The organism is Bacillus sp. OTU530, assembly GCF_038440375.1.
Genome location: NZ_JASATP010000041.1, coordinates 1 through 21657 on the forward strand (window position 1 = coordinate 1; position 21657 = coordinate 21657).

Annotated in this window: 18 protein-coding genes; 12 read left to right on the forward strand and 6 right to left on the reverse strand. The window is 38.3% G+C overall.

All coding sequences use genetic code 11. The annotated features are described in order from the left end of the window. The first annotated feature begins 50 nt into the window (after positions 1-50). From AAHB12_RS23035 to AAHB12_RS23070, 8 genes are all read left to right on the forward strand, one after another. Entirely contained in the window at positions 51-317 is a 267-nt protein-coding gene (locus tag AAHB12_RS23035) for a phosphocarrier protein HPr (protein WP_129730791.1), read from the forward strand. A gap of 87 nt (positions 318-404) precedes the next feature. Beyond that, positions 405-2141: a phosphoenolpyruvate--protein phosphotransferase gene (gene ptsP, locus AAHB12_RS23040; protein WP_342047339.1), complete on the forward strand. Its 1737-nt coding sequence runs from the start codon at positions 405-407 to the stop codon at positions 2139-2141. Positions 2142-2218: 77 nt separating this feature from the next. After that, complete coding sequence (gene fsa / locus AAHB12_RS23045; protein WP_342047340.1) at positions 2219-2887, forward strand: fructose-6-phosphate aldolase; 669 nt, start codon at positions 2219-2221, stop codon at positions 2885-2887. Positions 2888-3050: 163 nt separating this feature from the next. After that, complete coding sequence (locus AAHB12_RS23050; protein ID WP_342047343.1) at positions 3051-3872, forward strand: pyruvate, water dikinase regulatory protein; 822 nt, start codon at positions 3051-3053, stop codon at positions 3870-3872. Further along, positions 3869-6547, forward strand: a complete 2679-nt coding sequence (gene ppdK, locus AAHB12_RS23055; RefSeq protein ID WP_342047345.1) for a pyruvate, phosphate dikinase — start codon at positions 3869-3871, stop codon at positions 6545-6547. The genes AAHB12_RS23050 and ppdK overlap by 4 nt, the downstream gene beginning before the upstream one ends. A gap of 60 nt (positions 6548-6607) precedes the next feature. Continuing rightward, positions 6608-7945, forward strand: coding sequence for a glucose-6-phosphate isomerase (locus AAHB12_RS23060; RefSeq protein WP_342047347.1), 1338 nt, complete (start codon positions 6608-6610; stop codon positions 7943-7945). A 302-nt stretch (positions 7946-8247) separates the two neighbouring features. Then, the gene (locus AAHB12_RS23065) at positions 8248-9198 is read left to right on the forward strand and encodes a sugar ABC transporter substrate-binding protein (protein WP_342047348.1); all 951 of its coding nucleotides are present in this window, start codon (positions 8248-8250) and stop codon (positions 9196-9198) included. A gap of 255 nt (positions 9199-9453) precedes the next feature. After that, positions 9454-10563, forward strand: a complete 1110-nt coding sequence (locus AAHB12_RS23070; RefSeq protein ID WP_342047350.1) for a GerAB/ArcD/ProY family transporter — start codon at positions 9454-9456, stop codon at positions 10561-10563. Positions 10564-10659: 96 nt separating this feature from the next. On the opposite strand, the gene AAHB12_RS23075 is transcribed toward AAHB12_RS23070, so the two are convergent. The 6 genes from AAHB12_RS23075 to AAHB12_RS23100 form a co-directional block, all read right to left on the reverse strand. After that, positions 10660-11856 carry a Ger(x)C family spore germination protein gene (locus AAHB12_RS23075; protein WP_342047352.1) on the reverse strand — a complete coding sequence of 399 codons (1197 nt, stop codon included), beginning with the start codon at positions 11854-11856 and terminating at the stop codon, positions 10660-10662. 17 nt (positions 11857-11873) lie between these two features. Beyond that, positions 11874-13454 carry a spore germination protein gene (locus tag AAHB12_RS23080; RefSeq protein ID WP_342047354.1) on the reverse strand — a complete coding sequence of 527 codons (1581 nt, stop codon included), beginning with the start codon at positions 13452-13454 and terminating at the stop codon, positions 11874-11876. Positions 13455-14383: 929 nt separating this feature from the next. Further along, complete coding sequence (locus tag AAHB12_RS23085; RefSeq protein WP_342047355.1) at positions 14384-14713, reverse strand: bh protein; 330 nt, start codon at positions 14711-14713, stop codon at positions 14384-14386. Positions 14714-14806: 93 nt separating this feature from the next. After that, positions 14807-15760: an MBL fold metallo-hydrolase gene (locus AAHB12_RS23090; protein ID WP_342047357.1), complete on the reverse strand. Its 954-nt coding sequence runs from the start codon at positions 15758-15760 to the stop codon at positions 14807-14809. A 92-nt stretch (positions 15761-15852) separates the two neighbouring features. Further along, a complete protein-coding gene (locus AAHB12_RS23095) occupies positions 15853-16035 on the reverse strand; it encodes a YolD-like family protein (protein WP_342047358.1) in 183 nt (60 codons plus the stop codon). A 294-nt stretch (positions 16036-16329) separates the two neighbouring features. Continuing rightward, positions 16330-17106, reverse strand: coding sequence for a Cof-type HAD-IIB family hydrolase (locus AAHB12_RS23100; protein ID WP_342047359.1), 777 nt, complete (start codon positions 17104-17106; stop codon positions 16330-16332). Positions 17107-17734: 628 nt separating this feature from the next. On the opposite strand from AAHB12_RS23100, the gene AAHB12_RS23105 reads away from it, so the two are divergent. From AAHB12_RS23105 to AAHB12_RS23120, 4 genes are all read left to right on the forward strand, one after another. Continuing rightward, on the forward strand, positions 17735-17863 hold the full coding sequence (locus AAHB12_RS23105) for a GapA-binding peptide SR1P (protein ID WP_342047360.1): 129 nt from the start codon (positions 17735-17737) through the stop codon (positions 17861-17863). Between the two features lie 404 nt (positions 17864-18267). Further along, the gene (gene pdhA, locus AAHB12_RS23110) at positions 18268-19251 is read left to right on the forward strand and encodes a pyruvate dehydrogenase (acetyl-transferring) E1 component subunit alpha (protein WP_129730762.1); all 984 of its coding nucleotides are present in this window, start codon (positions 18268-18270) and stop codon (positions 19249-19251) included. A gap of 17 nt (positions 19252-19268) precedes the next feature. Beyond that, positions 19269-20252: an alpha-ketoacid dehydrogenase subunit beta gene (locus AAHB12_RS23115; protein WP_342047361.1), complete on the forward strand. Its 984-nt coding sequence runs from the start codon at positions 19269-19271 to the stop codon at positions 20250-20252. 12 nt (positions 20253-20264) lie between these two features. After that, positions 20265-21644 (forward strand): dihydrolipoamide acetyltransferase family protein, encoded by a 1380-nt coding sequence (locus AAHB12_RS23120; RefSeq protein ID WP_342047363.1) that lies wholly within the window; start codon positions 20265-20267, stop codon positions 21642-21644. Positions 21645-21657 lie beyond the last annotated feature (13 nt).

Sequence of the window (21657 nt, forward strand, 5' to 3'; positions counted from 1 at the left end):
AGCTATTGTAAAAGTATACAAACCTAAAAAAGATAATGGAGGAATCTAAGATGGTTGAAAAAAGTTACACAATAATCGACGAGGCAGGAATTCATGCTCGCCCTTCAACAGCATTAGTCAAGGCGGTTACGCCATTTACATCTGAAGTGACTCTTGAGTACAAAGAGAAACAAGTAAACTTAAAATCAATTATGGGAGTTATGTCACTGGGGATTCCAACTGGAGCCATTGTGAAGGTGATTGCAAAAGGTGATGATGCATTACAAGTAATTGAAAAACTTGACGAAGTAATGCAACAAGAAGGCCTTGCTAAATAAGGGAACCAGATTGACCTGAAATATATTTTAGAAGAGCAGAAGATGGGATGTAAGCCAAAAGTATAAAAGTAAGGGGTTATTAAAATAATGTCTACAACAATTAAAGGAATTGCAGCTTCTCCGGGGATTTCCATTGCTAAGGCGTTCCGTTTGGAGAATCCTGAGCTTACAGTGGAAAGGAAATCAGTGACGGATACAGAAGCAGAAGTATTACGCTTTGAAGAGGCGGTTACAAAGTCTGAAGCAGAGTTGGAAGTCATCAAGGAGAATGCTCGCAGGGACCTTGGGGAAGATAAAGCAGACATTTTTGCTGCTCATCTCCTTGTATTAAATGATCCGGAACTTATTAATCCGATTAAAGGTAAGATTACATCTGAACAAGTAAATGCTGAATTCGCTTTAAACGAAGTTGCAACAATGTTCGTTTCAATGTTTGAGGCCATGGAAAATGAATATATGAAGGAACGCGCGGCTGATATCCGCGATGTGACAAAGCGTGTACTTGCTCACCTCTTAGGAGTAACCATCGTCAATCCAAGTACGATTTCAGAAGAGGTAGTAATTATTGCAGAAGACTTAACTCCTTCTGACACTGCTCAATTAAATCGTCAATATGTAAAAGGTTTTACAACAGATATCGGCGGTCGCACTTCGCATTCAGCGATTATGGCTCGTTCACTGGAAATCCCAGCAGTTGTTGGAACTAAAACAGTTATGGCCGACATTGAAAATGGTGCGTTAGTCATTGTAGATGGTTTGGATGGACAAATTATTGTTAATCCAACAGAAGATGTCGTGAAGCAATATGAAGCTAAAAAAACTGCTTACGAAGCGCAAAAAGCGGAGTGGGCCAAGCTTGTCAATGAAAAAACAGTATCGGCTGATGGCTATCACGTAGAATTGGCAGCCAACATTGGGTCTCCTGATGATATGAAAGGTGTACTCGAAAACGGCGGTGAAGGTGTAGGGTTATACCGTACTGAATTTTTATACATGGGACGTGATACACTTCCAACTGAAGAAGAACAATTCGATGCATACAAAACAGTATTGGAACGTATGGAAGGAAAGTCAGTTGTTGTTCGTACACTTGATATTGGCGGTGACAAGGAACTCCCATACTTAGACCTTCCAAAGGAAATGAATCCATTCTTAGGATTCCGTGCTATCCGCCTATGCTTAGAAATGCAAGATATGTTCCGTACACAGCTTCGTGCTCTATTACGTGCTAGTGTATATGGAAATTTAAAAATCATGTTCCCGATGATTGCAACTCTGGCTGAGTTTCGACAAGCAAAGGCTATTCTAATAGAAGAAAAAGAGAGACTTCAGACTGAAGGTGTTGCTGTTTCTAGTAACATTGAAGTCGGGATGATGGTAGAAATTCCATCTTCTGCAGTTATAGCAGATCTTTTTGCCAAAGAAGTCGATTTCTTCTCAATTGGAACAAATGATTTAATTCAGTACACATTAGCAGCTGACCGTATGAATGAACGTGTTTCTTATCTTTACCAGCCATATAATCCGGCTATTCTTCGCTTGATAAAAAATGTCATTGATGCTGCTCACAAAGAAGGGAAATGGGCAGGTATGTGTGGAGAAATGGCAGGAGATGAAGTAGCAATACCAATTTTACTCGGACTTGGCTTGGATGAATTTAGTATGAGTGCTACTTCCATTTTACAGGCAAGAAGCAATATTCTTCGATTATCAAAAGCAGAAATAAAGGAAAGAGTTGAACAAATTTTAAATATGGAAACGGCTGAGGAAGTAGAGAGATTTATAAAAGCCACCTTTCTAGAACAGAAAGATGTACTAGTTTAAGTGCAGGATTGCTTACTACTTTTCTAGTTAAATCATTTGGATCTGCTATTTCTCACAAAAAATGGAGGCAATTTATCATGAAATTTTTTATAGATACTGCAAATCTTGAAGATATTAAAAAGGCATATAGCATCGGTGTTTTAGCTGGCGTTACAACAAATCCTTCTTTAGTTGCTAAAGAAGGAGTTAAATTCGAAGATCGCATTGCAGAAATCTGCCAAGCTGTGCCACGTGTAGAGTCTGTTTCAGCTGAAGTAACTCCAGATGCAATTACAGCCGATGAAATGATTGCGCAAGCTGAAGAGCTTATCAAAATTAACGGCGGGGATGAGAAGGTTACAATTAAACTTCCTATGACGTTAGCGGGTTTAGAGGCTTGCCGTTATCTTGCAGATAAAGGTGTTAAAACAAACGTTACCCTTATCTTTACAGTGAACCAAGCGTTATTGGCAGCTCGTGCAGGTGCAACGTATGTATCTCCGTTCTTAGGCCGCTTGGATGACATTTCTGAGGATGGCGTACAATTAGTAGCAAAAGTAGCAGAGCTATTCCGTGTTCATAATTTTGATACGCAAATCATTGCAGCGTCTGTTCGCCATCCAGATCATGTTACTCGTGTAGCAATGGCAGGTGCCCATATTGCAACGATTCCGTATGCAGTCATTGAGCAAATTTCTAAGCACCCACTAACGGATCAAGGCATTGCAAAATTCATTGCTGATTGGGAAAAAGCTCCTAAAAACTAGGTTTGACTAAAATAAAATTCCTTAAATTATAAAAATGAGTGTTAGTGTGTGATAAATTCTTAAAAATTTTAGATAGAGCCATACTTGTAAATAGGTTGGCTCTTCTTTTTTAATTCAGAACAAATATATTAATAGTTTGTACTTGTAGAAAGGTAGAACAAACTTGAATCAGAAGGAAATTGTTTATGTAGTTTCGGACTCAGTTGGAGAAACAGCTGAGTTAATTGTAAAGGCAGTTGCAGCTCAATTTAATGGGGACCATGTTGAAATCCAACATTATTCCTACGTACAGCAGATCGAAGATATTGAGAATGTTATTGCTCTCTCAAAGCAAAGTAGCTCTATTATTGTCTATACAATCGTAATTCCGTTTTTAAAGAAATATCTTGACCAAAGGGCACGAGAAGAAGGAATCGTTGTAATTGATTTAATAAATCCGCTTATGGAAGCATTTGTTCAAAAATTTAAAGAGGACCCCAAGTGTGAGCCTGGATTAATGAGGAAATTAGATGCTAACTATTTTCGAAGAGTGAAAGCAATTGAATTCGCAGTAAAATACGATGATGGACGGGAACCTCAAGGGTTAAAACGTGCAGATATTGTATTAATCGGAATTTCCAGAACATCAAAGACACCACTTTCAGTATATTTGGCCCATAAAGGACTGAATGTGGCAAATATACCTTTGGTACCAGAAGTGGCACCTCCTGCTGAACTTTTTGAAATTGGAAGAAATACATGTGTCGGCTTAGTGATATCACCAGACAAACTGAATGAAATACGTAGGGAGCGTTTGAAAAGTTTAGGGTTAACCGCTCAAGCAAGTTATGCAAATTTAGATAGGATTCTTGAAGAACTAGACTATGCTGAGAAGATTATGAAACGCTTAGGTTGTCCGGTCATTGATGTTTCCAATAAAGCAGTGGAAGAGACGGCTGATTTAATATTAGCAATGTTGAAAAAGAGGAAAGTGGGGGTTTTATGAGTAAATTCGTATATATGTTCGACGAGGGAAAGAGTGAAATGAAGGAGCTTTTAGGGGGGAAGGGAGCTAATTTGGCAGAAATGACGCGAATTGGCCTGCCTGTCCCTTATGGTTTTACCATTTCAACAGAAGCTTGTAATTCCTATTATGATACGGAGAAATCTATTTCTACAGAGATAGAGTTTCAAGTATTAGATGCTCTTCATAGACTTGAAGAAAAAACAAGTAAAAAGTTTGGAGACCCAGCAAATCCTCTGCTTGTTTCTGTACGATCCGGTGCTGTATTTTCGATGCCAGGAATGATGGATACAGTTTTAAACCTTGGAATGAATGATGAAACTGTGAAGGGGATGGCCAAGCTTACAAACAATCCGCGTTTTGCCTATGACTCTTACCGCAGGTTTATTCAAATGTTTAGTGATGTTGTACTGGGTATAGATGGTTTTTATTTCGAGCAATTTTTAGAAGAAATAAGAGAACAAAAGGGATATTCTTCAGATCCTGAAATGACTGCAGGTGATTGGCAAGAAGTTATTAAAGGATATAAAGATATTGTAAAAAAGCATGCTAGGAAGGATTTCCCCCAGAATCCAAAAGAGCAGCTATTCCTTTCTGTTCATGCTGTATTTGATTCGTGGAATAATCAACGTGCGATTGTATACCGCCGTCTGCAAAAAATTCCAGGGCATCTTGGTACAGCAGTGAACATTCAAAGCATGGTCTTTGGAAATATGGGGAACGATTCCGGTACTGGAGTTGCCTTTACACGTAACCCATCCTCCGGAGAACGTAAGCTGTATGGTGAATATTTAATCAACGCTCAAGGAGAGGATGTTGTGGCAGGCATTCGCACTCCCCAACCAATCTCTGCCCTACAGAATGAAATGCCGGAAGTATACGAGCAGTTTGTTGAGACTTGTCAGCTTCTTGAAGGGCATTATCGTGATATGCAGGACATTGAGTTCACTGTGGAACGTGGTAAACTCTTTATCCTTCAAACTCGCGCTGGTAAAAGAACAGCTCAAGCAGCAATTAGAATTGCAGTTGAATTAGTAGAAGAACAAGTTATTAGTAAGAAAGAAGCACTCCTTCGTGTAGACCCAGATCAGCTTAATCAGCTGCTTCATCGTCGAATCGATGATTCATATGAACGGAAACCATTAGCTAAAGGCCTGCCGGCATCTCCCGGAGCAGCAACAGGCCAAGTGGTATTTGATGCAGATGAAGCAGAACTATTAGCGAAAGAAGGAAAACAGGTTATCCTTGTTCGCCCAGAAACTACACCTGATGATATCCATGGAATGGTTGCAGCTCAAGCAACTGTCACTAGCCGTGGCGGGATGACAAGCCATGCGGCAGTTGTAGCAAGGGGCATGGGAAAAGCTTGTATCTGTGGCTGTGAATTATTAAAAATTGATTTAAAAACAAAGCAGTTTAAAGCAGGAGACATGGTTGTTGTAAATCAAGGCGATATGATTACGGTTGACGGTTCAACAGGTGAAATCATGTTAGGTGAGATTCCAATGATCGAGCCACAGCTTTCGGATGAGTTTCAGCTGTTGCTTACTTGGGCTGATGAAGAGAGAAAGATCGGTGTAAGAGCAAATGCTGATAATCCAGAGGACGCTAAAAAAGCACTAGAGTTTGGGGCAGGCGGAATTGGATTATGCCGTACAGAGCATATGTTTATGGATGCAACTCGAATTCCTATTGTTCAGGAGATGATACTTGCTGAAACGTATGGGGAACGAGAAGCTGCACTCAAAAAGTTGCTGCCAATGCAACAAGGAGATTTTGAAGGAATCTTTGAAGCGATGCAAGGAAACCCTGTAACGATTCGTCTACTGGATCCTCCTCTGCACGAGTTTTTACCGGATAAGGAAGAACTGCTTGTTGAAGTAACAAAACTTCAAATGTCGGATTCAAATTCCAATGAACTAAGGGAAAAAGAACAGCTGTTAAGAAAAGTTCGTCAGTTGCATGAATTTAATCCAATGCTAGGCCACCGAGGCTGCCGATTAGGAATGATTCACCCTGAAATTTATGTGATGCAGGCAAAAGCCATCTTTTATGCAATTGCAAATGTGAAAGAAAAAGGAATAGATGTAAAGCCAGAGATTATGATTCCTTTGGTTGGTCATGTAAATGAGTTAAAAGAAATGCGTGAATTGGTAATGAAAGCTAGTTTGCAAGTTACGGAGGAAACTGGGCAGCAATACGATTACTCCATTGGTACTATGATTGAAATTCCTCGAGCAGCATTAACAGCTGACCAAATTGCACAAGAAGCGGACTTTTTCTCATTCGGAACAAATGATTTAACACAAACTACTTTTGGATATAGTCGTGATGACGCAGAGGGTAAATTCCTTCAAAGTTATATTGAAAGTAAAGTTCTTCCGGAAAATCCATTTGCCATCCTTGATCAAGAAGGAGTAGGAAAACTAGTGGAAATGGGTGTAAAACTTGGCAGACAAACAAAGCCAGGATTAAAAACGGGAATTTGCGGAGAGCATGGCGGAGAAAAAAGCTCGATTCAATTCTGTTATGATGCAGGATTGGATTATGTAAGCTGCTCGCCATACCGAGTCCCGCTTGCACGTCTTGCAGCCGCTCAAGCTACCATTAAAAATAAACAAAAAAAGGAAACAAATGAGCTTCAAGCACAAATATAAAAGGAACATTTTAGAAACTAAGTAGGAAGAATATAATCCGACATAAAGGAGAAAGACAAAGTGACGATTTCTTTTGATTACTCAAATACATTACCATTTATGCAACAAAAGGAGTTAGAGGGTTTACATGAATTTGTAACGGTAGCTCACAATATGCTTCATGAGGAAAAAGGAAGATTATCCAAGTACCTTGGCTGGGTGGATTTACCGACTAACTATGATAAAGATGAATTCTCAAGAATTAAACAGGCTGCTGAAAGAATTCGCAACAATTCTGATGCTTTAATTGTTATTGGAATTGGGGGATCTTATTTAGGCGCACGGGCAGCAATTGAAGCATTATCTCATACATTCCATAATCAAATGAACAACACAACTCAAGTGTATTTTGCGGGTCAAAACATTAGTTCTACTTATATATCCCACTTACTAGAGCTTTTAGAAGGAAAGGACATCTCTATCAATGTTATTTCCAAGTCTGGCACTACAACAGAACCTGCTATTGCTTTCCGGATCTTCCGCGACTATTTGGAGAAAAAATATGGGAAGGAAGAAGCTAGAAAACGTATTTATGCTACTACTGACAAAGAAAAAGGGGCATTAAAAAAACTTGCAGATGAGGAAGGATATGAAACCTTTGTTATACCTGATGATGTAGGTGGAAGATATTCTATTTTAACTGCCGTAGGACTTCTTCCAATTGCTGCAGCTGGGCTTGATATTGATCAAATGATGGAGGGAGCCGCTACTGCCGCTCGTAAATACAATAATTCTGACCTTTTCACAAACGAAAGTTATCAGTATGCGGCTGTGAGAAATGCACTTTATTCTAAAGGAAAGTCTATTGAGCTGTTCGTAAACTATGAACCTTCCCTTCATTACGTATCTGAGTGGTGGAAGCAATTATTTGGGGAGAGTGAAGGAAAAGATCAAAAGGGACTATTTCCTGCTTCAGTTGATTTTACAACGGATTTGCACTCCATGGGGCAGTATGTGCAGGAGGGGCAACGTAATTTAATTGAGACAGTATTACAGGTTAAGAAGCCTAAAATTGAAATAACAATCCAAGAAGATCCAGCTGATACTGATGGTTTAAACTTTCTAGTAGGAAAAACAATGGATGAGGTCAATAAAAAAGCCTTCCAAGGCACGGTGTTGGCGCACGTAGATGGTGGAGTGCCAAATATGGTTGTAGAACTAGACGAATTAAATGAATTCGCATTTGGTGAAATGGTTTACTTCTTTGAAAAGGCTTGTGCAATCAGTGGACTCTTGTTGGGAGTCAATCCGTTTGATCAACCAGGTGTTGAAGCGTACAAGCAGAATATGTTTGCCTTACTTGGTAAACCAGGTTTTGAAGCAAGAAGGGCTGACTTGATGGAGCAACTATCTAAATAACATTGTATTGAAAAAAGGACAATCTTAAATCTTACTAACTAAAACTTTAAAGACTAAATATATTGCAGGAGTCTTCCTAATGGAAGGCTTCTTGCTTTATACGATAAAAGGGAGCACTAGAATAAACGATTCCCGTTCTATCCTATTTCAGCCCCTTATGTTATAGAGAGTAGAAATGACATTCTCATTAATAGAAATATTGAATCAATATGAAAAACTTCCGTTTGGTTTAATGCTGTTTTAAGAGGAGATAATGAAAAATTGTAATTGATAAAAGCACGCCCCTCCTAGGAAGGAGATAAATGATGAAAAAAAAATGGATGGTCCTATTAGTTATATCAGTCTTTCTAGCCACTGTAGCAGGAACTATAACCAAGTTCCTTAGAAAAGACAATAGACCTAGAGTGGTTGTTGTTTTACAAGAGAAAAACTTACAGTATTGGAATATTGTTCGGGCAGGGGCAGAAAAAGGATTTCAAGAGTTTGATATAAAGGGTAAGGTTGTCATACCTAGCGGCAAATCAAAAAAAGATGCATTAGTGTATACACTAGAAAATATTCTTAATGAACATCCAGATGTATTAGTAGTAGCCCCTAATGGATCACCTGCTGTCACGGCTATCTTAAAGAAGTTTGTTAAAAATAAGATTCCTGTATTATTAATAGATGCAGATATTCCTTTGGAACATAAAACGGCTTATATTGGCACTAATAACTTTGATTTAGGAAAAAAGGCAGGAGAATTACTAGCTTCACAGCTGCAGCCTGGGGATGAAGTAGCCATTCCCTTCCTTGCTGAAGACTTAACACACCCAATTCTCAGTGAACGGATGAAAGGAGCTACACTTAGTTTAGAAGCTGCAGGGATCAAAGTCGTGACAGAGCAAGATCAATCTTCATCCATTAAACAACTAATGACAACGATTTTGCAGAAACATCCTAATGTAAAAGGTGTGTATACCACAACTGACTTACGTGCACTGGAAGCTTTAGCAGTCATTGAGGAGCATGGGCTTAAAATGCCAGTCATAGGAGCAGATGGAATTAATGAAATGCTTGAGTTAATAAAGGATGGAGTGCTAACTGATGCAGTAGCACAGAATCCTTATGATATAGGATATATAAGCGTTGAAACCGCATTAAAGGTTATAAAGGGAGAACAAGTTAAAAGAAACACTGATACAGGAGTAGATATTATCAGTAAAGATAATGCAAAACTGAAATTAGACTTTATGAGGGAATTGTTGAAATGAAGTTTCACTATTCATTATCATGAAATGAGAATCCGCAATAATGACACCCCTTCTTGTGATTGTTTGGCTGTACTTACATTCTACAAGAAAGGTGTTCTTTTTGTACTTCTTATGATTTTCTTCTGAATAGTTAACACACCCGAGGGAATATCTAATAGGAAACAGGAAAAAATAAGGCGATGATATTGTAAGTAGATTTTGTGTATATCATCTTATTTATAATAAATTAGCCCAAAACCTAAAGGGTGAGGTTTAATGGAAAGAATTACTGATTATCAATTGTTTACTATGACATTTTTATATCAACTAGGAACTACCATCATATATGGTTTCGGGTCAGCTGCTGGTCGGGATGCGTGGGTTGCTGCCCTATGTTCAAGCCTTTTAGGAACTGTAGTTGTTATGATGTATATCGCATTAATGCGTATGAATCCCGGATTAACACTTATCGAATGGTTCCCGGCACAACTCGGACGTTGGATAGGAATACCACTTTCATTGTTATATCCACTTTCATTCATATATGACGCAGGACGAATTATAGGTGACCTAAGAGATTTAGTCCCGACCACACTTTTACCGAATACCCCTCCCTTAGTATTTAATGGGCTCTTCATGCTTATCATCACGTATGCTTTATTCCTAGGCATCGAGAGCCTTGGACGAATGGGAGAAACTTTGTTTACTCTAATTTTAGTATTGTTCTCAATTGAAGTCATATTACTTTTTAGTTCAAAAGTGATGCATCTAGACTATCTATTGCCTGTATTAGAGCATGGATGGAGTTCAATTTGGAAGGTTGTATACCCAAACGGAATAACACAAACATATGGGGAAACAATCGCATTCGCGATGATTTGGACGCATACAAAGAACCCTGAAAGGATTATGAAGGTTACCATTTTAGCAGCTCTATTCTCTGGCATGATTCTTTCACTCTCATTAGTATTAGCCATTACGATTTTTGATGAAGACCTATTCAAAAGCAGTATTTATCCGCTGTACTCCTTGCTTGGAGTTGTAAATGTAGGTACTTTCATCAATAACTTAAGCCCTTTTGGTGTAATCTACTTTACAACAACGGCATTTTTTAAAACGTATATCAAAATATTCGCAGCCATAAAAGCAATTCAACAGTTATTACGCCTACAGGATTATCGTGTGCTCATCTTGCCTGCGGTTGTTATTGTCCTGTGTATAGGTATGACAGTTTCAAAAAATGTCTCCGAGCACATATTCTATCTTTCTCTAAAGATTAACGCTCCTTATGTATGGGTACCGTTATTTCTCATTTTACCAGGTATCCTATTGCTTATAGCATGGATTCGACAGAGGTTAGAAAAAAGAAAAAAGAGCAGTACTTAAAAAAGAAAAAACGTCCTTTATAATGGATACGTACAAAATACCTGTACTTTCATCTTAAAGGATGTTTTTTAGTGTAGATACTATACAAGGTGAGTGCTACTTTTCTGTTCCGATTTCTCCCACGCTTGTACTTTTGGATGCTCCTGTCAATCCAATGAAGCGAATTGCTATGTTAACATCGACTGAAACGTCTACTTTAGTAAATTCCTGTTTCCATTCACTTTTTATCTGTTTCCAATGAGCTGGATATTTGCGATAAATTGCACTTCCAAACCCGAAAATGTCTGCCTTGTATTTTTTTTGTAACTTTTTAACCAAGCGAAGAACACTTCTTTCAAATTGTTCCTCTACATCCTTTTCTACTATGTTTACCTTAGTTGATTGTGTGAGGTCAAATGTTGTGTGGTTCTGTTTTACTTCCCCATCACCGGTTAGTGTAATATGTACTTTTACCTTATTCCCCTGTATGGTCGGCTGAATGTTACTTTGCAGGTTCCTTATTTCTAAGCCAACCTCGCCGTCCCCTTGTGGAATAAATACTGTTCTGTCTCGGTAGGATAGTTTTTTTGTTATCCACATTTGGTCTTTTGCTTCCTCAGGGTTTAAGAATCCAACTAATTTTAAATTTTCGTTAAAAATAGCACTCCCTGCAAATTTTATGGTGCTCTGAGATAGTTCTTGGTTTCCTTTCGGAGAAGAGGAATCCAGTGTCCATGCTGGTACGCTGGAACTATTTGAAACATTCGTACTCGTCACTACCAAGTTCAAAAAAGTAGCATTCGCTTCTGTACCAAGTTGCTTGTGTATTTTTAGCGATGCCTGAGAGGAGCTAGATTCAAGAGGATAGGACATTTTCAATACATCTGCACCTTGTTTCCCTTTTACAACAGAGATATCTGTTCGTATCCCAGCTTCTGGGTCCCGTATAATCATATCTAAGATATCCTTTATACCGCGTTTCGCAAGACGCTCCCCAATATAGATAGACTGCCGCTGATTTTTAAATATGTGCCGAGAGAGCTTGTTTTGCAGATTTTGTCTTGCTTCATAGACACTTTTTCCATCCGCTGTTGCTATGAAAGTACTACCCTCACCTCCGCCACCTCCCTTTTCCCCTGTAGATATCTTAGAGGGGATAAGAAACTGGCCACTCACTTGATAGGATCCATTTTTTTTCACATCCCAGCTCAACCCAAGAACAATAGCCTGCTCATTTAACTCTTTACCATCCCAACACCCAGTCATAGCCAATAGAGACAAGAAAAAAATTATAAAAATGAAGGGATTTTTCATTGTTTTTACCACTTCCCTTATCTTTCCGGATCTGGTTTTTGCCCTTTTGGAACTCGTACGATATCTTTTCCAGCTATCAACCTAGGGAGAACTTGCAACATCCAACGGGGTGCTCGCCAAAGTGTATCTTTCACTCCTCTCCCAACATGTGGCTTCAGCGGACTGAGATATGGAACACCAAATGAGCGAAGGCTAGTCAGATGCAATAAAATTGTCAAAAAACCCATAGCGACCCCGAATAGCCCTAAAGTTCCTGCTAAAATTAGCAAAGGAAAACGAAGAAGGCGATAAGCTAATCCTAAGTTATAGCGTGGAATTGCAAACGAGGCAATACCTGTTCCTGATACGACAATGACGACTGAAGCTGAGACGATTCCTGCACTGACCGCGGCTTGTCCGATAACCAAGGCCCCCACGATACTTACCGCTGAGCCTACCGGCTTTGGTAGACGAACACCCGCCTCTCGGAGAGCTTCAAAGGTAATTTCCATCAAAAAGGCTTCGACTGCTGTTGGAAACGGACTTGTTTCACGAGCAGCAGCAAAACTTATAAGTAAACTTTGAGGCATCATCTCTGGATGAAATACTGTAATAGCTACATAGAGAGAAGGCAAGAACAATGCCGCATTAAAGAGAAGAAAACGAATCCATCGAATCATCGTCATATACATAAATCGTTCATAGTAATCCTCAGCCGCTTGCAAGCCTGCATAAAAGGTAAAAGGGACTAGAAGAACGAAAGGAGTTCCATCGGTAAGGATAGCCACTTTCCCTTCAAGCAGATTTGCAGCCACAACATCGGGCCGTTCTGTGTTTTGAATGGTAGGAAAGGGGGAAAACGGCGCATCTTCAATAAATTCTTCAATATAACCAGATTCTAGAACACCATCAATCTGAATACGCTTTACTCTTTTACGCACCTCATCAAGAACAGATTCATTCACAATTCCTTCAATATAAGTAATAACAACGTCTGTTTGAGTGATCTCACCGATGCGCAGAGGTTCCATTTTCAAACGTGGACTTTTTATTTTTCTCCGCAACAGACTTGTGTTTGTACGAAGTACTTCCGTAAAGCCTTCCCTTGGTCCACGAATCGCTGGCTCTGAACTTGGTTCCTCAATGCTTCTTGCGGCCCAGCCTTTTAGGTCCGCAAGTAAAACATTATTTTGACTTTTAGCCAAGATAGCAATGTTGCCGCTTACGATCCCTTGAACCGCTTCCTTCACTGTAGAAACCATGGTTGTTTGCGCAATCGCAATCAGTTGATCTTTAACCATTTGTCCAAGTTGGGTAATATCCCCTAATCCCTGGGGCATCCCTTGAAACATTATTGGTTTTAAAACAACTTCATCTAGTATTTTCGAATCAATTAAACCATCGACATAAATTAACAGGAGGTGTGCTTGTTCATGAATTTGAATCGGGCGAAAAACGACATCAGAACAATGGTGAAAAATATCTCTAAATAGTTTTTCATTTTCTGTAAGGTCAGTACCTACATTTATATTTGAAGGTAATATATTGGAATCTTCTAATTCCTGTATCCTGTTTTTACGTAACAATGTAGTCTGTCTTCGCCTCCGAAACCTAATCATAACTCTCCCCCTATGGTAAAGATGCTTCCTATCAGTAGCTGCTCGTACATCGATTTGTTCATACATTTTACCTTAATTGGGTTTTTTATTCGTAAAAGAGAGATAAAGCGGCCGATGTGTCAGAAGACCTTTAGCCCGTTTGACAATGGTGGATTGGGCACTCTCGTAATGAGAAGATATTTTCAGTTACAATGTAGACTTGCTCATTGAGGAGGACTCTACGGCATAGATGAACTTTTGAATTCTACCCTTGTGCAACTTCCTTGGTATATCATCAGGGTGACTGTGCTTATCATTCAGGAAATAAAAGGAAAATATATTGGTATTAATGTATGATATGCTGAAAATCTTTATTTTTGAGGGAAAGATTTGGCTTTAGTACTTGTTTGCTAAAGGAGAAAAAATTCTCGGTAGGGGTATTCAAGATTTTACTGATAAATGGAATGGCTATTTGAGAGATAATCCAAAAGAAACAGGTTGTTTAGTTATGAGAGATTGTAACGAGATAGACTTGAAATCAGGAAGGTTTCTTGATAAAAAACACAGTTGATGTGATGCTTTCTTTAAGACATATTGAACAAGCGCCCAAAAACTCCTATCATTATAAGGAATTAGCTAAAGGATTATTCAAAACTTCCTAATCTGGTTTTACGGGGTGAGCCTTTGAGTATTAAACTGGGGCTACAAAACAAATATGTGAACTGTCATCCGACCAAGGGATTACTTCCATTTTTTAAACCTCAAATAGGATGAGGAGTAAGCTAATATCATAAAAAATTAAATATATACATTTGGACTTTAAATTGAAGCTCGAATGGGTTGCTGTTTTATATTCTCGGTGTCTTTAACTATAGAGAAAAATAGGAATCCTTTTCTTTATGTTAAAGGCACCGCATGGTATCAATTTTTAAGTTTTCTTTACCAAATCCTTACTTTTTATACTGTTTAATAATTTTATATGACTGGTTTAAATAACGAATAAGCCGATAGGGTTTGCTAATAACACGAATAGGAATTTTTGCTAAAAATTCATCTAAACCTTGTTTATACTCTTCTGTAATTCGTGATGGCTTTGTTGAGATTCGATCGTACACTTCCTTATAAAGTTCTTTCATAATGTCAACTTTAAATTCTATTGTATTGTGGCATTCTTCACATTCGATATGCTTCATTTTTTCGTTAATATAAGTAATAACGTGCGGGGTGTTATTGTTACAGTGTATACAATATAATTGGGCCTCCATTTCGGAACTTTTCATATTACTGTCCTCCCTACATCTACTCTGAATTCCGACCTGATTTAATTTTAACAAATTAAGTTAATGTTTTTACAATCATTTGCATATTTTGTGCTACTTATCTTGCCTCTGTAGGTAATCAACAAGACCCATTGCACAAATGTCCATATCAATCTGCAGAGCCTTGTATGCTTTCGCATCTTCTGGAACGCCGCGCTCTGTTAAATATGCTCGAACTGTAGTAAATAATCTATTAGAAACTACGGACGCCATGATCGCGGTGTCTGTTTCACTTGAAAACACATCTTGTGCTGCAGAAAGAAAAACTGGCAGCCATGTTTCCACGTGTTCGTACACTTCCTGCGGATTAGCAGATTTACCGTAGTGTCCGAAATAGATAAAATCGGGATTTAACTGTCGTATACGGTACATAGAATGCAGCATTTCACCTGGATCGAACTGAGAAGGAGAAGTTGTGGGAAGATAAAATCCCACATTATATTGCTGTAAATCACGGTAGTATACACCGATTGTATCGCCTGTAAACATACCATTCGTAAGAGAGTCATGAATGCTTATATGGTGTTTCGCATGTCCTGGTGTGTCGTAAAAAGTTAGTGTCCGATCAGCACTGATGTGAAGGGTATAACCATCTTGAACAGAAATTACACGTTCTTCTGGGATGGGAACAATTGGGTGAAATAACTCATCAAATTGATTTCCGTATACAGCCTGCGCTCCCTTGATTAGCTTAGCAGGATCAATCATATGACGGGCACCTCGTGGATGGACGATCAACTTTGCGTGTTTGCACTGCTCCATAAGTAGTCCAGCCGCTCCCGCATGATCAAGATGAACATGGGTGACAATGATATAAGCAACTTGATCTGGCTTGATATCTAATTCTTTCAAACCCTGTAAAATATAAGGAAGAGAAGGACTTGCGCACGTTTCGATAATCGTGATTTGCTCATCAAGTAAAATATACGTACCTGTGCGTTCTTCGAGCTTCAAATCAAAATCATCAATTAAAAACAAACGTTCTCCAAGCTTTTCTACTTGTTTCATACAATACCTCTTTTTGTGATTGTTTGGTCATACTTACTTTTTAAAAGAAAGGTGTGCGCTTTTATAAAAAAGTACTTTCAATTTGTAGCTATTCAAGAAATTTTCATGATTTTAGATAAACGTATAGATAAAATTTTCTCCTGTTGATCTTTTAAAGAAAGGGTTTGTTCTGCTAAATTAAGTCCTTGAACATGCCCTTTACATTTATATAGTTTACCTTCTTTATAATAGTTAATGGTAACCAATTCATTTTTTATTAGACTTCTTAAAAACATAATACTTCCTCCAATATGATCAATGCTAAATAATATGTGTTTCAACATGAGTTTAAAAACTAATTAAAGTAAACGTTTGCAATCTTTTGTGGCCTTTTGACTAAATTTCGAAACTTGTTAAAACATGAATAAATGATTGAAGCAGTATAGAGTCGCTCATAATGGAGGGAGTAAAAACCAGACTTTTATTGCTTGGCTTTTATCCCTACATCAATTTTTTTATTTCTATAATTTTCCATAATTATTTTCGTTTCTGTTGCATTTATGTTGGAAACTCTAAGTAACATGACAGTTTTACTTTAATAGTCCTACTAGTTCTAATCCATGAACAAGCCCGTTATCATCAACATCTTTTGTAACATATTTTGCAATTTTCTTTACTAAATCAGGGGCATTTCCCATCGCCACACTATTTCCAACAAATTGGAGCATTTCAATATCGTTTAAATTATCTCCAAACGCATAGACTTGTTCCTTTGTATAACCTAACTTTTCAATAAATCTTGCGATACCTTGAGCCTTAGATCCACCGAAGGGAAGTACATCCATTGAAAACTGATGCCAACGGATGAAGTTCAAATCATGAAAATTCTCTCCATATGCTGCTTCATGTTCATCTGTACAAAACAGAAGAGCCTGATAAATTTCTCTATCTATGAAGTAGTAAGGATCACGCTCCGGATGCTCAAAACCTAATGTTGTAATACTTTTTTCAATATGCGGATGATACACGATATTTGCTTTCATTGTATCGCTTCCCATATAGACAAGAGGATGATTGTATTGGGATGCGAAATTCTTTAAAGCATGCAGCGATTTTCTATTTAGAGGGTTTTTATAAATAACCTCCCCGCGTAACACTACATACTGTCCATTAAAGCTAATAAAAGAATCAATTTCTAACTCTTCTCTTAGCTCCTTAAAGAGATAAGGAGCACGTCCTGTTGCAATTGCCACCTCGTGTCCATTCTCTTTTAGTGTCTGAATTGCCTGTTTAGCTGAAGATGGTAACTGTTTATTGTGATCAAGGAGTGTACCATCTATATCAAAAAAAATCATTTCTGGTTTCATAATCTCAACTCAATTCATTTTAATTTTCAGAAAAATAGTCATTAACATTTTTTATTGATGTGAACATATGTTAATTAAATTAAATCGGGAATGTAATGAATTGTCAATAAAAATCTATGTGAAAAGATTGTAAATAAGTTTTTTAAATCTATACCTTTAGTTCATGGAGGTAGTTTCTTAGATAAGGTTATATTCCTAAGAATTAAAACAATAGTACTAAGTACGAATTGTAGCCAGGTGGTTTTTACACTGTACGAAAGTATAAATTTTCGGCTAGAAGTGAATTCGACGTAGTCGGAAATTTTAGGAATACAGTGTAAGTGCAACTACACCTCTGTCTTCGCCTGAAGGCTCGCCAATCGGTGAGTTTTCTTTAAAGGATGCCTTAGCTTTAATTATGTGTAATTCATAAATAAGTAGTCAGTAAGTTTTCACTTAACCTTCTATGGTAAAAGGATTTATTTAAGTGCTAAAAATTTTAAAAAATATTTTATACCTTGACTAAAGCTAAAAATAATTCTATGATTTTAACAAAAGTAACTATAAGTTACAAATGATAAGAAAACGATTTCGAAACATGATATTTGTTGGTCAAAAGGTATTAATAACATTAGGGGGAGGAATGGAAATGGGCACAATTATATGTCAAGTTTGCAGAGGAACAATCGGAAAATTTGAAGATGAAAAGGTAATAGTGCTTGATGGACATTGCTGCTCGAGCTGTAAGAAAGAAAATAAAGAGTGTAAGTCTGTCTAGCAGACATCGACTTGTAGATTGGGGGATCTGTTTTCTAATCCTGAACCTAGTCTATAAGCCTTTTTGTATAGTGGAATACAAGTAGGATTTATTTTATGAAGGATAGTTACGATGTTATTGAAACATGAGGGATTAAACGGAAGCGTTTACCTTATCTCATCGATATAGTAATCCAGAAAAAGTAGGATAAATATGAAGTATCGATGGTTCTTAAGGGATGGTTTCTCTGATAATATCGCTCATTATTCTAATTCGATAAGAGCTACGTTTGCTATTTCCAAGATAAGAACCTAATAAAAGAAAAAATTCATGAAATATTTTTACCTCTTGACTAATTGCAAAAATGATTTTATGATTTTCACAAAGGTAACTGACAGTTACAAATGTTAAAAGGGGGAGCAAATATGTTGAATACACTACAATTACCTTCTCATATAAAAGAGGAGAAACTGGTAAGTCTTTATAAAGAAATGTGGCTTATTCGGTATTTTGATGAAAAGGTAGACCAATTTTTTGCTAAAGGGATGATTCATGGAACTACTCACCTTTGTGTAGGGCAAGAAGCATCAGCAGCTGGATCTATTGCAGTTCTTCAACCAATCGATAAAATTCTAAGTACTCACCGTGGTCATGGTCACTGTATTTCCAAAGAAGGTGACGTAAACAAAATGATGGCTGAGCTATTTGGTAAAGTAACAGGCTATTGTAAAGGAAAAGGCGGCTCCATGCACATTGCGGATGTCGAAAAAGGGAATCTTGGGGCTAACGGAATTGTAGGGGGAGGAATCCCGCTTGCTGTAGGCGCTGCGTTAACGTCTAAGATGAAAAATCAAGGATATGTAGTATTATGTTTCTTTGGAGATGGAGCTTCTAATGAAGGTAGTTTTCATGAAGCTTTAAACTTAGCCGCTATTTGGGATTTACCGGTTGTGTTCATTTGTGAGAATAATCAGTATGGAATGTCTGGCCCTGTAAAGGATATGACTCGAGTTCAAAATATTGCAGATCGTGCAATCGCTTACGGTATGCCTGGCAAGGTAGTAGACGGAAACGATATGATTGAAATCATGAATACAGTACACGAGGCAGTTGAGAATGCTCGACAAGGAAACGGTCCAGCTTTAATCGAGATGAAAACATACCGTTGGAAAGGTCATTCAAAAAGTGATGCGAAGAAATATCGTACACGTGAAGAAGAGGCAGAATGGAAACAAAAAGATGGTATTAAAAGATTTAAGGAAGTACTAATCGAAGCAAATATTTTAACAGAAGAGGATGCAAAGAAGTTGCAGCAAGAAGCGAAGCAAGCAATTGAAGATGCAGTAAAATTCGCTGAAAATAGCCCAGAACCACCACTATCAAGTCTATTAGAAGATGTATATGCCTAAACTTGGGAGGGATTAAAATGAGAACGATTACGTATTTAGAAGCAGTTAGAGAAGCGATGAGTCAAGAGATGCGTCAAAACGAAGACGTATTTATTCTAGGAGAAGATATTGGAGTATACGGCGGTGCATTTGGTGTAACACGCGGAATGATTGAGGAATTTGGTCCTGAGCGAGTTCGTAACACACCTATTTCTGAAGCAGCTATTGCAGGGGGAGCTGTTGGAGCAGCCCTTACTGGTATGAGACCAATCCTAGAGCTACAGTTCTCCGATTTTATAACAATCGCGATGGATCAATTGGTAAACCAAGCGGCTAAAACACGTTATATGTTCGGTGGTAAAGGTAAGGTTCCAATGGTAGTAAGAACACCAGCGGGATCTGGTACAGGAGCAGCTGCACAGCACACTCAAAGTTTAGAAGCTTGGATGGCTCATATTCCTGGTTTAAAGGTAGTGCAACCATCAACTGCTTATGATGCGAAAGGTCTATTGAAAGCAGCTATGGACGATGATAATCCGGTTATTTTTTATGAGCATAAATTGCTATACAAAACAGAGGGTGAGGTACCAGAAGAACAGTACTCCATCCCATTAGGAAAAGCAGACATTAAGCGAAAAGGTAAAGACGTTACCATTGTTGCTACAGCTATCATGGTGCATAAAGCACTGGAAGCGGCAGCAGAGCTTGAGAAGGAAGGCATCGATGTAGAAATCGTTGACCCTCGTACGCTAGTTCCATTAGATGAAGAAACAATTATAGAGTCAGTAAAGAAAACAGGTCGTCTTATTGTAGTACATGAAGCAGTTAAGCGTGGTGGTTTTGGCGGTGAAATTGCTAGTATGATTGCTGAAAGTGAAGCATTTGACTATTTAGATGCCCCTATTAAACGATTAGGCGGATTAGCAGTGCCAATTCCTTATAACCCAACGCTAGAGAAGGCTGTTATTCCTCAAGTTCCTGATATTATTGAAGCGGTAAGAGAAACGGTTCGTTTTAAATAAGGGGGAAGAATCATGGCAAAAGAGATTTTTATGCCAAAGCTAAGTAGTACGATGGAGGTTGGTACCCTTCTTCAGTGGTTTAAGGAAGAAAGAGATACTGTTGAAATCGGGGAACCATTGTTTGAAATTATGACTGATAAAATTAACATTGAAGTTGAAGCATACGATGACGGTATTTTATTAAAGAAATATTTTGATCAGGATGCCCAGGTTCCTGTTAACCATGTTGTTGGTTATATTGGCGAAGCAAATGAACAAGTGCCTGCAGAACCACCAGGGGTGGCTGGAGAAACTGCCGATTCAGCACAAGAAGAAGTGGCAGCAGCAACGGCAGCAACGGTTGAAAGTGCTCCGGAGGCAGTTGTAGTTCATTCTGGTGAAAAGCCGCGCGCTACTCCTGCGGCAAGAAGAGAAGCAAAAGTGAAACAGATGGAATTAGCAACGATTCCAGGGAGTGGCCCGAATGGAAGAATTCATCTGAAAGATGTCAAAATGCATGTTGCCCCGGGTGTAGCTACAGCAAAAATTACACCACTTGCAAGCAAAATCGCAAAACAAGAACAGGTTGATGTATCGACACTTACGGGTAGCGGTCTAAACGGCAAAGTTCTGAAGCAGGATGTAACTGCAGCTGTTCAAGGAAAAGATAAGAAAGCGGCAGCAACTTCGACTTCTTCAGAGAAACAAGGAAAAGCAGCTTCTCCAGAGAAGCGAAGAAAAATTGCAGGTATGCGAAAAGTTATTTCTGACCGTATGTCTCAAAGTGCCTTTACAGCACCACATGTGACTTTAACAAGCGACATCGACATGACAAAGGTGAAAGAGTTACGTACGCAGTTATTGCCTATTATTGAAAAGCAAACGGGATTCCGTTTATCCTATACGGAAGTTATCATCAAAGCAGTAGGAACGGTATTGTCACGATTCCCAGCTCTCAACGCGTCATTTGTAAACGATGAAATTATTTATAATGATGACGTTCATATCGGTTTAGCAGTTGCCGTGCCGGATGGTTTAATGGTTCCGGTTATCAAAGATGTAACGCAAAAAGGATTAGCAGATTTAACGACAGAAGCAAAAGATATTGGTAAACGAGCAAGAGAGCAAAAATTATTACCTGATCAATTAAAAGGATCTACATTTACAATTAGTAACCTAGGTATGTATGCTATCGACACATTTACTCCAATTATTAATCAACCTGAAATTGCAATTTTAGGTGTAGGAAGAATGGTAGATAAACCAGTTGTTGTAAAGGGATCTATTGAAGTCCGTCCAATGATGGCAGTTAGCTTATCATTTGACCACCGTGTTGTTGATGGAGCACCAGCTGCAGAGTTCTTAACAGAGTTAAAACGCGTTCTGGAAAATCCGTTTGAGCTATTAGTATAAAAGGTGAGAATAT